The 13,453-nt window shown below is 61.1% G+C and carries 17 protein-coding genes and 1 riboswitch; of the genes, 5 read left to right on the forward strand and 12 right to left on the reverse strand.

Features of this window, described 5'->3' with window-relative positions:
• Positions 1–60: 60 nt before the first annotated feature.
• From AC4FIA_RS11775 to thiD, 11 genes are all read right to left on the reverse strand, one after another.
• Positions 61–234 carry a hypothetical protein gene (locus tag AC4FIA_RS11775; protein WP_490366008.1) on the reverse strand — a complete coding sequence of 58 codons (174 nt, stop codon included), beginning with the start codon at positions 232–234 and terminating at the stop codon, positions 61–63.
• A 226-nt stretch (positions 235–460) separates the two neighbouring features.
• Positions 461–1,207 carry an ABC transporter permease gene (locus tag AC4FIA_RS11780; protein ID WP_490366009.1) on the reverse strand — a complete coding sequence of 249 codons (747 nt, stop codon included), beginning with the start codon at positions 1,205–1,207 and terminating at the stop codon, positions 461–463.
• On the reverse strand, positions 1,204–1,866 hold the full coding sequence (locus AC4FIA_RS11785) for an ABC transporter ATP-binding protein (RefSeq protein WP_490366010.1): 663 nt from the start codon (positions 1,864–1,866) through the stop codon (positions 1,204–1,206). The genes AC4FIA_RS11780 and AC4FIA_RS11785 overlap by 4 nt, the downstream gene beginning before the upstream one ends.
• A gap of 74 nt (positions 1,867–1,940) precedes the next feature.
• The gene (gene tenA, locus AC4FIA_RS11790; protein ID WP_490366011.1) at positions 1,941–2,612 is read right to left on the reverse strand and encodes a thiaminase II; all 672 of its coding nucleotides are present in this window, start codon (positions 2,610–2,612) and stop codon (positions 1,941–1,943) included.
• Entirely contained in the window at positions 2,609–3,478 is an 870-nt protein-coding gene (locus AC4FIA_RS11795) for an ABC transporter substrate-binding protein (protein WP_490366059.1), read from the reverse strand. Before AC4FIA_RS11795 ends, tenA begins: the two co-directional genes overlap by 4 nt.
• Before the next feature lie 72 nt (positions 3,479–3,550).
• Positions 3,551–4,522 (reverse strand): ThiF family adenylyltransferase, encoded by a 972-nt coding sequence (locus tag AC4FIA_RS11800; protein ID WP_490366012.1) that lies wholly within the window; start codon positions 4,520–4,522, stop codon positions 3,551–3,553.
• On the reverse strand, positions 4,519–5,115 hold the full coding sequence (locus tag AC4FIA_RS11805) for a thiamine phosphate synthase (protein ID WP_490366013.1): 597 nt from the start codon (positions 5,113–5,115) through the stop codon (positions 4,519–4,521). Before AC4FIA_RS11805 ends, AC4FIA_RS11800 begins: the two co-directional genes overlap by 4 nt.
• Complete coding sequence (locus tag AC4FIA_RS11810; protein ID WP_287476719.1) at positions 5,112–5,876, reverse strand: thiazole synthase; 765 nt, start codon at positions 5,874–5,876, stop codon at positions 5,112–5,114. The genes AC4FIA_RS11805 and AC4FIA_RS11810 overlap by 4 nt, the downstream gene beginning before the upstream one ends.
• Position 5,877: 1 nt before the next feature.
• Complete coding sequence (gene thiS / locus AC4FIA_RS11815) at positions 5,878–6,075, reverse strand: sulfur carrier protein ThiS (protein ID WP_490366014.1); 198 nt, start codon at positions 6,073–6,075, stop codon at positions 5,878–5,880.
• Between the two features lie 16 nt (positions 6,076–6,091).
• On the reverse strand, positions 6,092–7,030 hold the full coding sequence (locus AC4FIA_RS11820) for an FAD-dependent oxidoreductase (RefSeq protein ID WP_490366015.1): 939 nt from the start codon (positions 7,028–7,030) through the stop codon (positions 6,092–6,094).
• Positions 7,027–7,821, reverse strand: coding sequence for a bifunctional hydroxymethylpyrimidine kinase/phosphomethylpyrimidine kinase (gene thiD, locus AC4FIA_RS11825; RefSeq protein WP_490366016.1), 795 nt, complete (start codon positions 7,819–7,821; stop codon positions 7,027–7,029). Before thiD ends, AC4FIA_RS11820 begins: the two co-directional genes overlap by 4 nt.
• A gap of 58 nt (positions 7,822–7,879) precedes the next feature.
• Positions 7,880–7,980: riboswitch (TPP riboswitch) on the reverse strand.
• A gap of 151 nt (positions 7,981–8,131) precedes the next feature.
• Between thiD and bioB the strand changes: the two genes are divergently transcribed.
• From bioB to bioA, 4 genes are read left to right on the forward strand one after another with little or no spacing between them, the layout of a single operon-like run.
• Positions 8,132–9,109: a biotin synthase BioB gene (gene bioB, locus AC4FIA_RS11830; RefSeq protein WP_490366060.1), complete on the forward strand. Its 978-nt coding sequence runs from the start codon at positions 8,132–8,134 to the stop codon at positions 9,107–9,109.
• Positions 9,106–10,239, forward strand: coding sequence for an 8-amino-7-oxononanoate synthase (locus tag AC4FIA_RS11835; protein WP_490366017.1), 1,134 nt, complete (start codon positions 9,106–9,108; stop codon positions 10,237–10,239). Before bioB ends, AC4FIA_RS11835 begins: the two co-directional genes overlap by 4 nt.
• Positions 10,236–10,856: a dethiobiotin synthase gene (gene bioD, locus AC4FIA_RS11840; RefSeq protein WP_490366018.1), complete on the forward strand. Its 621-nt coding sequence runs from the start codon at positions 10,236–10,238 to the stop codon at positions 10,854–10,856. The genes AC4FIA_RS11835 and bioD overlap by 4 nt, the downstream gene beginning before the upstream one ends.
• Positions 10,853–12,142 carry an adenosylmethionine--8-amino-7-oxononanoate transaminase gene (gene bioA / locus AC4FIA_RS11845; protein WP_490366019.1) on the forward strand — a complete coding sequence of 430 codons (1,290 nt, stop codon included), beginning with the start codon at positions 10,853–10,855 and terminating at the stop codon, positions 12,140–12,142. The genes bioD and bioA overlap by 4 nt, the downstream gene beginning before the upstream one ends.
• 6 nt (positions 12,143–12,148) lie before the next feature.
• On the opposite strand, the gene AC4FIA_RS11850 is transcribed toward bioA, so the two are convergent.
• Positions 12,149–12,733: a Spy/CpxP family protein refolding chaperone gene (locus AC4FIA_RS11850; protein ID WP_490366020.1), complete on the reverse strand. Its 585-nt coding sequence runs from the start codon at positions 12,731–12,733 to the stop codon at positions 12,149–12,151.
• 62 nt (positions 12,734–12,795) lie between these two features.
• On the opposite strand from AC4FIA_RS11850, the gene AC4FIA_RS11855 reads away from it, so the two are divergent.
• The gene (locus AC4FIA_RS11855; protein WP_490366021.1) at positions 12,796–13,329 is read left to right on the forward strand and encodes a Crp/Fnr family transcriptional regulator; all 534 of its coding nucleotides are present in this window, start codon (positions 12,796–12,798) and stop codon (positions 13,327–13,329) included.
• Positions 13,330–13,453 lie beyond the last annotated feature (124 nt).

Consider the following 13,453-nt stretch of genomic DNA (forward strand, 5'->3'; position numbering starts at 1 on the left):
CTCTGTCCGTTTGAAATACGATCCGTCGAAATCCTTAAGAACGACAGGGCGCGCTTCGGCTCACGCCTTGCCCGGCAGGCCTTCGCGCTTGGCAAAGCTCATCTGTCCGGAAAGATCGCTCAGGCCTTCGGCACCGTCATAGGCACCACCGCCATGCACCAAACGATCCCCTTCGGGAATCCACACTTCGGCGATGCGGGTAAAGGTTGCCGCTGGGGCTAATGGCTGGCTCATAGGCTGTCCTTTTCGACTCGTAGGCACGCAGAACCAGAACAACCAGATTAGGCCGAGTTGTCACTCTGCGGATAAGCTTCGCGCGCCGAGTGCCTGAAAAAGCGCCACAAGGTCCAAGCCTTCGCGCGATTTTTGCCCACAAAATGAACCGCCATCATGGCGGACGCGATAATATCAGGCATACAGTGCGAGGTTGCTCAATTTATGAGCGGTTAGAAAACGGGGGTCAGAGCGACGGTTCCGCCTGCCCGCGACTCTTATTTTCGATCTTGCATGCAAGGCGATTCACAGCGGCATGAAGCAGGATTGTCATCACCGCAACGACCAGAACAGCCGCAAACATCAGGTCCGTTTTCGCCCGACCGTTGGACAACAACATCAGATAGCCCAGCCCCCGAGACGCCCCCACCCATTCCCCGATAATCGCCCCGATCGGCGCATAAACAGCCGCAAGCCGCAGACCCGACATCAGGCCGGGCAACGCCGCGGGCACCCGCAAAAACCACAGAACACGCCAGCGCGTTCCACCCATGACCTTTGCCTGCCGCAACCAGGCGGGCGGGGTCGCAACCAACGCGTCATGAAAGGCAGATGTCACAGGGAAATAGATGATCAAAAGCGCCATCATGATTTTTGACCAAAGCCCGTAGCCGAACCAAAGCGTCAGGATCGGCGCCAGCGCGAAAACTGGAATGGATTGGCTTAGCACCAACACAGGCTTCAGCCAACGATCAAGGCGCGGCGCCATCGCAAGGCCAAGCGCCGTCATCATACCCAGTATCGCTCCAAGCATAAGCCCGATCATCACCTCGGACAGGGTCACAATGGCATGTTCCGCCAAAAGCGCCCGATTGCCCCACAACGTCACAGCGACCTTTGCGGGCGGCGGAAGAATAAAGGCCGGCACGTCCGTCACCCAGACGACACTCTGCCAAAGGCACAGGATCAAAGCTGCAGGCAAAAGGTATTTCATGCAGCCTCCAGCAGCAGCCGTGTCAGATCGGACGTCAGCGCCTGAATCTTCGGATCGTCAGCCTGCTTTGAATGCTGCGGCACAAACACGGGTGTCAGCCCGCTGTGATCAAGGATCAGAATGTCATCGGCAATGCGCGCGGCTTCGGCAGGATCATGAGTGACATGCAGCACGGTGCGCCCGCGCAAAAGATCACCGGCGACGTCCTGCACGTGCAACCGCGTCGCCACATCCAGCGCGGAAAACGGCTCATCCAGCAAAACAACCGGGCGGTCTTCGTAAAGCGTGCGCGCAAGGGCCAGACGCTGTTGTTGGCCGCCGGAAAGACGGGTGCAGTTTTGCGCCCCTTGCGCGCCCAGTCCGACCTGTTCCAGAAGGGCCTTTGCGCGGGCGTGATCCGGCCTCTCTCCGCGCAGACGCGACCCGATCCAGACATTCTGAAGCGCACTCAACCACGGCAAAAGCCCCGCATCCTGCGCCATAAGGGCTACCTGACCCAAAGGCTGCGCCCCTGCATCAAGCACCGCCGATCCATCCATCCGCAACCCGTCGGGCAGACCAGTAAACGCCTGCAACAACGTGGATTTTCCAACGCCGGACGGCCCCAAAAGACAGGTCCAACGCCGCGCCGCCACAGTCAACGACAATGGACCAAGCAATCGCCGCGCACCCGTTCTTGCATCGGCAAACACCGATCCTTCAAAGGATAGTCCAGGGACAGGTGCCCGCGCTGTCACGGGTCAAGCCCCATATCCCAGAACCCGACCTCGAGCCGTGTTGCCGTGGTGAACCGTTGACACAAACGCGGCCAGCTTGGCGATGCCTCGGCCCCCTCCCCCAGACGCAAGCGCACCGCCTCGTCGATCAAGGTACCGACACGGGAACACAGCTCCTGATAATCACTACCCCCATAGGTTTCGATCCAGTCTGCATAGTCCGGCGCCGGATCCGACGCCAAAAGACGGGCTCCGATTTCGCCATAGCCCATCACACAAGGGGCCAATGCTGCCATCAGATCAAGAAACCCGCCCGCGTGGCCTGCATCCAGAACGTAGCGGGTATAGGCCAGCGTCGCGGGTCGTTCTTCGGCACTTTGCAATGTGCTTTCTGAAATCCCCGCCTCGGCACAAATGCGGGTATGAAGCCGCAGTTCATCATCGATCAAAGCTTGGGTCGTCGCCGCACAATGGCGCATTTCTTCCAGCGTTTCGGCCTTGGTCATCGCCAAGGCCCAAGCCCGCGCAAAATGCACAAGGTACAAATAATCCTGCACCAGATAATGCAGAAAGCTTTCGCGCGGCAGGGTGCCGTCCCTCAGCCCTTCGACAAAGGGATGATGGGTATAGGCGTGCCAGTGATCACCAGCAGCGGCACGCCAGACAGGAAAGGTGCTGCCGTAGGTCACTGGGCCACCGTCACGGCCAGATCGGACACAGGTCGCACGGTGGGGACCAGACCACGGTCATGCAGGAACTTCTCGAACCGTGCGTAACGGCCTTCGTCCAGCGCCGCGGGACGCAACGCAAAGCGCGGCAAGGTATCCTGCCATGCCATCGCGTTCAGCGCATCATCCAGTTCCGCCGAGGTGGCTGCAAAGATATTCCAGCTCTCGTCGGGATGGTTGACGATGTACTGCGTGGCCTTTTCCGTCGCTGCAAGGAAACGGGCTATCTGGTCGGCATCCATCGTGTCGGGGTTGGCGACATAGATCAGTTCGTCATAGGCGGGAACGCCGTGTTCTTCGGGATAAAGGCAGCGGCCCGCAATGCCTTCGATCTCCATCTGATTCAGTTCGAAATTGCGGAAGGCCCCGATCACCGCATCCACCTGACCCGACATCAGCGCAGGGGACAACGACCAGTTCACGTTGACCAGTTCCACATCGTCCAGACCGATGCCAGCAGGCTGCAGCATCGCACCCAAAAGCGCCTCTTCCACGCCTGCGATGGAAAATCCGATCTTGCGTCCGGCCAGATCCGCAATGGATTGAACGGGGCCGTCTTCCAGCGTCAGTAGACAGTTCAGCGGCGTGGCGACCAATGTGCCAACGCGCTTGAGCGGCAGACCCTCTGCCACCTGCAAATGAAGCTGCGGTTGATAGGAAATCGCCAGATCGGCCTTTCCGGCAGCGGCCAGCTTGGGCGGATCAGAAGGATCGGCCGGGGCGATGACCTCGACCTCAAGGCCTTGTTCCGCAAAATAGCCGTTTTCCTGCGCGACGATAATCGGGCCGTGGTCGGGGTTTACGAACCAGTCAAGCACGACAGACATCTGGTCAGCGGCAAAGGCGGGCGTCGCACAAAGGCACGCCAACAGGGCAAGTGGTTTCACAAGAGGTCTCCTTCAGGAATTATTCGGAAAATCAGGCAGCGCGATCAGGGCAATTTCGCCCTGCCACACAAGAGAAAGGCGCTGCGCCGCAGTCCATGCGCGCAGTCCGGATTTACAGCACAGCACGGCGCGTTGGCCTGCTTCGGGCACAGGGCCATCGGGGCCGAAGGCGTCAACAGTCAGGCGGCGCGCCTCAGGGTGGACAAGCGGTGCTTCATCCGCGCCGCGCAGATCAACAAGCCAATCGTCGGCGCGCAACGCTTCGGGGTCGATGAACACGGCCTGCCGGTAGGGTTCGGGGGCCATATCAAACCGGAACCCGCCAAACCGTTGGCCTGCGGCGTCAAAGGTTGTGATCTGCCCCAACGGGGCAGGATCGCCCGCAGCAACGGTCAATGCCATCTGCGCCTGAAGGCTGCCTATCACACCAACGACGGGACCCAGAACACCCTCGACCGCGCAGGACCCCAAACGTTCCGGCAGTTCCGGAAACACGGCCCGCAGCGACGGCTTTCCACCGCAAAATCCGCCGACGTAGCCATCCGTTCCACTGACCGATGCGCTGATCAACGGAATTCCCCGATCCTTGCAAACGTCGGACAGGATATAGCTGACCGCAAAGCTGTCGGCGCAATCCAAAACAACCGTCGCCCCATCGCACAAAGCATGCGCGTTCGCGGGCATCAGTGCCGTGTGTTCCGCAATAATCCGGACATCGGGGTTCAGACCGCTTAGTGCCTCTTGCACCGCAATCACCTTTGGCATCCCGACCTGAGCCGCGCGGAACAGCGTCTGGCGGTGCAAGTTGCTCAGGCTGACGACATCCGCATCCACAACCCGCAAGCTGCCGACACCGGCGCCAGCAAGATATTGCAACACCGGCGCGGCCAGGCCCCCTGCCCCGACGACCAGCACAGAAGCCTTGGCCAAACACGCCTGCGCCTCGGCCCCGATCACCGCCTGCTGACGGGCATAGCGGATCATCGCTTGACCTCGATCCAGTCGCGGATGCGGGCCTCTGGATCGGCATTCAGCGTGATATCCGTCACCACCGACACGATATCGGCCCCCGCCGCAAAGGCCGAAGGCGCGCGTTCGACCGACACCCCCCCAATCGCAACAAGCGGTAGATCACCGATCCGGCGTTTCCATTCGGTCACACGATCCAGGCCCTGTTCGTGCCACTTCATTTTTTTCAGGATGGTCGGCCATACTGGCCCAAGCGCGATGTACCCCGGATCACAGGCCAACGCCCTGTCCAGTTCATCTTCGTCATGGGTCGACAGGCCGAACCGGATATCCGCGGCGCGAAGCGCGTTCAGATCGGCACTATCAAGGTCCTCTTGCCCCAGATGCACCCAATCGCATCCCAGTTCGATCGCCAGTTCCCAGTGATCGTTGACCACCAACACAGCCCCAGCCCCACGACACAAATCACGCGACCGTTCGATCCTCTGTTTCAGGTCATCGGGCGCACAATCCTTGGCCCGCAACTGCACAAGCTTGACCCCGAAAGGCAGCGCACGTTCCAGCCAATCGGGATGGTCGAAAATCGGATAGAAACGATCCAGCGTCATTCCAGCACCGCCAATCCCATCAGGGGTGTCGACGGCTGCGCCATATCGCGCGGCTCCATCGGGTCGGCGTCGTAGGCCAGCTTTCCGGCGCGCAGCGCCAGCGCAAAGCCTTCGGCCATCGCCGCTGGATCACCGGCCTGCGCAACGGCAGTGTTCAACAGGACCGCATCGAACCCCATCTCCATCACCTGCGCCGCATGACTGGGCAGCCCGAGCCCCGCGTCCACCACCATCGGCACCTCGGGAAACTGGGCCCGCAGCGTGCGCAGACCGTAGGGGTTCATCAACCCGCGCCCCGTGCCAATCGGGGCACCCCACGGCATCAACACCTCGCAGCCCGCGTCCAACAGTTTGCCCGCAAGAACGCCGTCTTCGGTGGTATAGGGAAACACGCGGAATCCGTCTTCGGACAGAATGCGCGCCGCCTCGACCAGACCGAACGGGTCCGGCTGCAACGTGTCGGCATGGCCGATCACCTCAAGCTTGATCCAGTCCGTGTCGAAAACCTCGCGGGCCATATGCGCCGTGGTCACAGCCTCGCGCACTGAATGGCAGCCCGCCGTGTTCGGCAAAACGGGGATATCCAGTTCGCGGATCAGTTCCCAAAAATCGCCGCCACCCGCGGACTCGCGGCGCAACGACACTGTCGCCACGCCCGCTCCGGACCGGCGGAAAGCATCTGCCAAAACATCCGGTGACGGATATAGCGCCGTGCCCAGCATCAGGGGCGACGCGATCTCTGTTCCATAGAAAACCGGCATCTCAGCCCCCTTGCTTCGGGGCGAGGATTTCAAGCTGATCCCCCGGCTCAAGGCTTTGCGACGCGCGCATCGCGGCAGGCACAAAATTGGCGTTCAACGCGGTGGCCACACGTGCATCGCCATAGCCAAGTTCAGCCAGGGCGGCATCAAGCGTCTGTGCAGACACCTCCTGCACGGTTCCGTTCACTGTGATCTTCATTCAATGTGCTCCGGTTTTATGAGTTCAAAACAAGCGTCGCCGCCTCTTGGGCCAACGCGGGGGCCATCAAAAATCCATGGCGGAACAGGCCGTTGACGTGGATACGATCCGGCGCCTTCACCACGCGCGGCATGTTGTCGGGAAAAGCAGGGCGCGCGTCGGCGCCGATTTCCAGCACCTCGGCCTCGGCAAAGGCCGGGTGCAATGCGTAGGCGGCATTCAAGAGCTCGGCGATGCCGCGCAACCGTGCTGGCCCCTGATCGCCACTTTCGATCTGGGTCGCCCCCAGCATGTAGAGGCCTTCGCCGCGGGGCACGATGTAAATGGGGTGGCGCGGATGCAGCATCCTGATGGGCCGGTGCAGGGTCACATCAGGGGTGCGAAGGATCACCATCTCGCCCCGAACGCCGCGCAGCTTCGGCAGTTCATCCCGTGCCGCCAAACCGCGACAGTCGATCAACCGACCCGATATCGGACCATCCGTGAAGATGGATACACCCCGCCGCGCCAGACCGTCGCGCAAAACGGACAGGGCTTTGCGCGGGTCAAGATGGGCCTCGTCCTGAACAAAAAGGGCCTTTTGAAAACGCTCCGCCAGCGCCGGTTCCAGTTCGGAAATCTCAGGGGCGGACAAGGCGCGATGTTGGGGCACACGACGGCCGAACCGCACCAGTTCGCGCTGGTCACGGCCCAAAGCCACTACCAATGTGCCGCGCCGTTCAACCTGAACGCCCGCTGCCGCCCACCAGTCGGCAGCCCCCTGCCCCAAGGTGACAACTTCGGCCACGGCGGTTTCGCCTTCGCAAAACGGGGCCAGCATGCCGCCGGCATAGCGCGAACATCCCGTCAAACCGCCCTGCGGGTCGATCAGACGCACCGATGCCCCGCGCGTCGTCAGCTCATGTGCGACGCACAACCCCGCAACACCGGCCCCAAGGATTGTGACCTCGGTCATGGCCACATCGCGTGGAAATGATGAACCGGCCCGTGCCCCTGCCCGACGTCCAGTTGATCCGCCGCTAGGATCGCCTGATGCAACCAGTCGTGCGCCACCTGCACCGACGTTTTCATGTCACGGCCCTTTGCCAGCTCGGACGCGATGGCCGAGGACATCGAACACCCCGTGCCGTGCGTGTTGCGCGTATCCACGCGCGGCGCGGCAAAGCGGGTCATGTCATCCGCTGCAACAAGAAAATCCTCGCACAGCCGACCATCGGCGTGGCCGCCTTTCATCAAAACCGCCTGCGGCCCAAGCGCCCGCAACGCCTGACCCTGCGCCTGCGGGTCGCCAGCCATTGCACCATCCAGCAACCGTGCGGCCTCGGGCAGGTTCGGCGTCAACAGCGCAGCACGCGGCAGAAGGCATTTCGTCAGCGCATCAACCGCCGTGTCATCCAGCAAGGCATCACCGGACTTCGCCACCATCACCGGATCAAGAACGATAGGGCCGCGATACTCCGCCAGCGCATCAGCGACAGCTTCGACGACCTCGGCAGTGCCCAACATGCCGATCTTGATGGTATCCGGCGGAATGTCCGACAGGACCGACCGGATTTGTGCGGCAACCATCTCGGGCGACATCATCTGAACCGCCTGCACCCCTTGGGTGTTTTGCGCGGTGATCGCAGTGACGGCTGTCATTGCATAGACACCGCGCGCGGATGCGGATTTCAGATCGGCCTGAATCCCCGCACCACCGCCGCTGTCAGAGCCTGCGATAATCAATAATTTTGCGATCGTTCCCAACTGTGCCTCCATCAAGGGAACGGCACAGCAAACAAAAGGCAAAACGGCATGGAGAGCCATCTAGCGCGCTTCCGTTCCCTACGCCGGTATTGTCCGGATCAGGTTCGATGGGTTGACTGACGCCTCTCAGCCCGATGACGGGCACCCCAACGGATTCGACGTAACGCTATGTCCGGCCTGGGTTTTTGGCAAGGGGCGAAAAATCGTGGACTGTTGAGCAAGGGGCTGCGACCATAAATGGACTTGTCAGTCAGACCATAATCGATAAAAAAATATCCAAACAGAAAATCATATGGATTTTATCGATAAAATGACAAGCACGTCCAAAGAATGGAGCCGAGAGGCCGCCCAGACCCTGTACGACCAGCCACTCATGGACCTGCTGTTTCAGGCACAAACCGTCCACCGGCAGAACTTTGATCCGAACAAAGTGCAAACCTCGAAGCTTTTATCGATAAAAACCGGCGGCTGCGCCGAAGATTGTTCGTATTGCTCTCAGTCGGCCCGAAATGGATCGACGCTCCCCGCCTCGAAACTGATTGAGGTCGAACGGGTTCTGGCCGAGGCCCGTCGCGCCCGTGATGGCGGCGCGACACGGTTCTGCATGGGGGCCGCGTGGCGTGAACCGAAAGACCGCGACATGGACAGCCTTGTTGCCATGGTCGAAGGCGTGCGGGCCCTTGGCATGGAAAGCTGCATGACCCTTGGCATGCTTGATGACACGAAGGTCGTTCGCCTGCGGGACGCGGGTCTGGATTACTACAATCACAACATCGACACCTCCGAACGCTACTATTCCGAGGTCATCACCACCCGCACCTTCGCCGACCGCATCGACACGCTGAACCGCGTGAAAGAAGCAGGGATCAAGGTCTGCTCTGGCGGCATTCTGGGTATGGGGGAAGAAACGCAGGACCGTTTGGATATGCTGGTCACGCTTGCCAACCTTGACCCTGCCCCCGACAGTGTTCCGGTCAACATGCTGATGCCTCAGGCGGACACGCCTTTGGCCGATGCAGCCCCCGTTGACCCCATTGATTTCGTCCGGATTATCGCCGTGGCGCGGATCATGATGCCGCGGTCCTATGTCCGCCTGTCCGCAGGCCGTTCCGACATGAGCGAAGAGATGCAGGCAATGTGTTTCTTTGCCGGTGCAAACTCCATGTTCGTAGGCGAAACGCTTTTGACCGCCGAAAACCCCGAAGAAGACAAGGATGCACTGCTGTTTGCCAAACTGGGCATTCAGGCGGAAACCGCCGCCGGACAAAGCGCAAAGGCCGCAGAATGACCGCCCTTGGCAGACTGGCTGCATCGCTGGACGATCTTGACATGCGCCACCGTCGCAGACGCCTGATCCCGCAGGCGGGTCTGGATTTCGCATCCAACGACTATCTGGGCCTTGCAAACTCTGATGTCCTGCGCGCCGCCGCTGCCGATGCGCTGGCCCGTGGCGTGCCTTTGGGGTCCGGCGGATCACGGTTGCTGCGCGGCAATCACGCTGAACACGAAGCGCTTGAAGCAGAAGCCGCCGCCTTTTTCGGTACCGAAGCCGCGCTTTTTGTCGTTGGCGGGTTTCAGGCCAATCAGGCGATTTTTGCCGCACTTCCGGGGCCGGACGATCTGGTTCTATATGATGAACTGGTTCACGCCAGCACCCATGACGGCATGCGCGCGGGTCGCGCCGAAACCCGGTCTTTTGCCCATAACAACCCCGATGACGCCCGTCGCGTGCTGCGTGACTGGCGCGCACAGAGTGGCAGAGGGTCCATCTGGATCGCGGTCGAAAGCCTTTATTCGATGGAGGGCGATTTTGCCCCCCTCGCCGAATTTGATGCCTTGGCGGTCGAAACCGACGCGATCCTTGTGGTGGACGAAGCCCATGCCACGGGCCTTTACGGACCGGGTGGTCGCGGACTGGCCCACGGGCTGAAGGCCGAGGTTCTGACACTGCACACCTGTGGCAAGGGTCTGGGTGTCTCTGGCGGATTGGTTTGTGGTGCGCGCGTTTTGATCGACATGTTGGTCAATCGCGGACGCCCCTTTATCTTTGCCACAGCGCCTGCCCCCATCACCGCCGCGTTGGTGCGTGCGTCGATCGACCATTTGGCGGCAGACGACACGCTGGTCACATCCGCGCGCGCGCGCATCGATCATGCCCATGCCACGGCACGCGCCCATGGCATTTCGGACAATGCCCTGAAAAGCCAGATTATTCCGGTGATCATCGGCGAAGACGCCCCGACCATGCACATTGCGACAGGCCTTCAGGCACAGGGCTTCGACGTGCGCGGCATCCGCCCGCCAACCGTGCCCAAGGGGACATCGCGGCTTCGGATATCGATCACCGGAAACGTCAGCAACACCGACATCACTGCGTTGTTCGAGGCCCTGACGCACCACCGGCAGGCCGCCGCATGAGCGCGATTGTCATCACAGGTACCGACACCGGCATCGGCAAGACCGTTTTTGCGGCGGGTCTGACCGCCGCGTTGAATGCCACCTATTGGAAGCCCGTCCAATCCGGGCTCGAAGAGGCAACCGACACCGAACAGGTCGCCCGTCTGTCAGCTCGCCCCGTTCTGCCCGAAGCGTACCGCCTGCAACTGCCGGCCTCACCGCATCTTTCGGCCGAGGCCGAAGGCGCGGAAATCGACGCGAACCGTCTCGCCTTGCCCGCAACCGACGGCCCGCTTGTTGTTGAAGGAGCGGGCGGCGTGATGGTGCCCCTGACCCGCAAGCTGTTCTACCGCGATATGTTTGCCAGATGGCAGGCTCCTGTCGTGCTCGTGGCGCGTACCCAGTTGGGAACGATCAATCACACGGCCCTGTCCCTGATGGCGCTGCGTGACGCGGGCTGTTCTGTGCTCGGCGTGGCCTTTGTCGGCGCACCGGAGCCCGATGTCGAAGACACCATCGTCCAGATGTGCGCCACCACGCACCTTGGCCGCCTGCCCCATCTGTCGCCACTGACCCCCGAAACACTGGCCACAGCTTTTGCGCAGATCGACACCGCTACGATCAAGGCCGCGCTATGACCCCGCTAGATTTTGACGCCCGTCACCTCTGGCATCCCTACACCAATGTTCTGGCCCCCGGCCCGATGCACCGGATCACCAAGGCAGAAGGCGTCTGGCTGACCCGCGATGACGGCGGACAGATGATTGATGCGATGTCGTCGTGGTGGTGTGCCGTCCATGGCCATAGGCACCCTGCGATCACCAGCGCGATGCATGCCCAGATCGACACGCTGCCTCATGTCATGTTCGGCGGGCTGACCCATGATCCGGCGATTGAGCTGGGCCGTAAGCTGGTGGCGATGCTGCCTGACGGACTGGACCGGATTTTCTATTCCGACAGCGGGTCGGTGGCGATTGAAGTCGCACTGAAAATGGCCGTGCAATACCAGATGGCCAAGGGCGAGACCGGTCGCACCCAGTTCGCAACCATCCGCGGCGGCTATCATGGCGACACGTGGAAAGCGATGAGCGTTTGCGACCCTGTCACCGGCATGCACGGGCTTTTTGCCGGTGCATTATCGATACAGCATTTCCTGCCCCGCCCGCCTGTTGGCCTGAGCGACGACTGGAGTGATGATCCGGCGTTAAACGGCATTGGTGCGCTCTCTGATCTGTTGGATAAAAACGCCAGATCTATCGCCGCGCTGATCCTTGAACCGGTCGTTCAGGGTGCGGGTGGCATGTATTTTTATCACCCCGAATATCTGCGTCAGGCACAGGCCCTGTGTCGCGCCCATGGCGTGCTTCTGATCCTTGACGAAATCGCCACAGGCTTTGGCCGGACCGGGCAATTGTTTGCTATGGATCACGCGGATATCGTGCCGGACATTCTGTGTCTGGGCAAAGCGCTGACCGGCGGGCACATCACCCTCTCCGCGACCATCGCCAGCGAAGATGTCGCGCGCGGCATCGGCGAAAGCGCCGCTGGCGTTATGATGCACGGGCCAACCTATATGGCCAACCCGCTGGCCTGCGCAGCCGCCTGCGCCAGTCTGGACCTGCTCGCCTCAGGCGATTGGAAGACAAACGTTCAGGCGATCGAGGCGCAGTTGCGCGACGGCCTCGCCCCTGCCGCCGCCCTTCCGGGCGTTCGGGACGTACGGGTTCTTGGGGCAATCGGCGTTATTGAAATGCACGACCCTGTGGACACACGCATCGCCCATGCGCGCGCGCCAGAAACAGGCGTCTGGCTGCGCCCCTTCAGCCACAACATCTATACGATGCCGCCCTACATCATCACGCCCGACGAACTGACCCGCGTCACCAGCGCGATGGTGGAACTGGCGCAGGGTTCGTCGAGCTAACCAAGGTCACTCCGTACAGCCGTTGTGGCGGCGCCACATGTCGGGATCATGCCCCTCCGGTATCGCTTGGCAGGGATCATCCGCATAGCCGCGCAACCGCTGGTACGCTGCGATCTGGTCCTCACTCAGCACATCGGGCGTCATCAAATGGCGCGACAGATGCACAAAACGAAGCGCGGCACGGGCCTCTGCCGAGGCCGCCAAAAGGGCGCGAAGGCTGTCTGGATCTATATCCTTGGCGGCAAAAGCCTCGCTTAGCGCGGCTTCTGCAGCGATAAACTTTTCGCCTGCCTCAATGGCTTCGGCTTTCATCCCGTCATAGATAAACGTGATCCGCGCGACCTGATCTTCGCTCAGCCCGATCTCGTCCTGCAGTTCCAACAGATGCGCAGGTCCGGGCAACCCGCTGAGCTCCGCTGGCAGCGCAAGACCCCAGCCACCCCCACGCCGCAGCTCGGCAATGTCGTCATCCGACAGGCTTTTGATCGGACGATCCTGAAAGCCTGCGTAGGGCGTGGCATGGTCCATCCCTGCCGCCCAAAGGCCGGTCGGCAAAAGCGCCAGCGCAATGACCCGTATGACCTGATCCATCCTGTTTCCCTCCGGTACTCAAGTTCTGTCACCAGCCGTAGCATCCGACTGGTGCGTTCTATATGATCATGATCATGTCGTCTTCCCTGAACGATCTTTTTCACGACTGCCCGTCGTCCATCGCACATGCAGGTGAATACCTGTTTCATTCGGGCGATCAGGTCGCATCGATGTATCTAGTCGATAGCGGCCAAATTGATCTGGTGCGCGTCAGCCCCTCGGGCACGCGGTTGATCCTGAACCGCGCAAACGCGGGCGCGATTCTGGCCGAGGCATCGGCCTATTCGCCGATCTATCATTGCGATGGTCAGGCGAGCACAAAAGCCACCCTGCTGCGTCTGCCTGTCGCCGACTTTCTCGACCGACTTCATGCCTCTGCCCCTTTAACGCAGGCATGGGCCGCACAATTGGCCCGAACGCTTCAGAAATCGCGGATGCAGTCCGAAATCCGGACGTTGAAAACAGTGGCCGAGCGGCTTGATGCATGGCTGGTCGACAACCCTGCCCTTCCCCCGAAAGGACAGCTTCAGGATCTGGCGCACATTCTGGGCGTTTCCCGAGAAGCCCTTTACCGCGAACTGGCCAAGCGGCGCTAAGGCGCGCATTGGAATAACCGAATTTCCAGCCCGCTTTAAATTTTGTTTGATCCACTGGCCCATCTTGCGCTAAATATTCACCAACCGGTCGGTCAACGAATAAGATGGCTGACCTGTCGCGATG

The organism is Thalassococcus sp., from assembly GCF_982780845.1.

Excerpts from the sequence above, each read along its gene's own strand:
- AC4FIA_RS11780 (WP_490366009.1), bottom strand. The coding sequence starts at position 1,207 with ATGAAATACCTTTTGCCTGCAGCTTTGATCCTGTGCCTTTGGCAGAGT.
- AC4FIA_RS11855 (WP_490366021.1), top strand. The coding sequence starts at position 12,796 with ATGATCATGATCATGTCGTCTTCCCTGAACGATCTTTTTCACGACTGC.
- AC4FIA_RS11820 (WP_490366015.1), bottom strand. The coding sequence starts at position 7,030 with ATGACCGAGGTCACAATCCTTGGGGCCGGTGTTGCGGGGTTGTGCGTC.
- AC4FIA_RS11800 (WP_490366012.1), bottom strand. The coding sequence starts at position 4,522 with ATGATCCGCTATGCCCGTCAGCAGGCGGTGATCGGGGCCGAGGCGCAG.
- AC4FIA_RS11850 (WP_490366020.1), bottom strand. The coding sequence starts at position 12,733 with ATGGATCAGGTCATACGGGTCATTGCGCTGGCGCTTTTGCCGACCGGC.
- bioA (WP_490366019.1), top strand. The coding sequence starts at position 10,853 with ATGACCCCGCTAGATTTTGACGCCCGTCACCTCTGGCATCCCTACACC.
- AC4FIA_RS11795 (WP_490366059.1), bottom strand. The coding sequence starts at position 3,478 with ATGTCTGTCGTGCTTGACTGGTTCGTAAACCCCGACCACGGCCCGATT.
- AC4FIA_RS11805 (WP_490366013.1), bottom strand. The coding sequence starts at position 5,115 with ATGACGCTGGATCGTTTCTATCCGATTTTCGACCATCCCGATTGGCTG.
- AC4FIA_RS11775 (WP_490366008.1), bottom strand. The coding sequence starts at position 234 with ATGAGCCAGCCATTAGCCCCAGCGGCAACCTTTACCCGCATCGCCGAA.
- AC4FIA_RS11810 (WP_287476719.1), bottom strand. The coding sequence starts at position 5,876 with ATGCCGGTTTTCTATGGAACAGAGATCGCGTCGCCCCTGATGCTGGGC.
- AC4FIA_RS11835 (WP_490366017.1), top strand. The coding sequence starts at position 9,106 with ATGACCGCCCTTGGCAGACTGGCTGCATCGCTGGACGATCTTGACATG.
- bioD (WP_490366018.1), top strand. The coding sequence starts at position 10,236 with ATGAGCGCGATTGTCATCACAGGTACCGACACCGGCATCGGCAAGACC.
- bioB (WP_490366060.1), top strand. The coding sequence starts at position 8,132 with ATGACAAGCACGTCCAAAGAATGGAGCCGAGAGGCCGCCCAGACCCTG.
- thiS (WP_490366014.1), bottom strand. The coding sequence starts at position 6,075 with ATGAAGATCACAGTGAACGGAACCGTGCAGGAGGTGTCTGCACAGACG.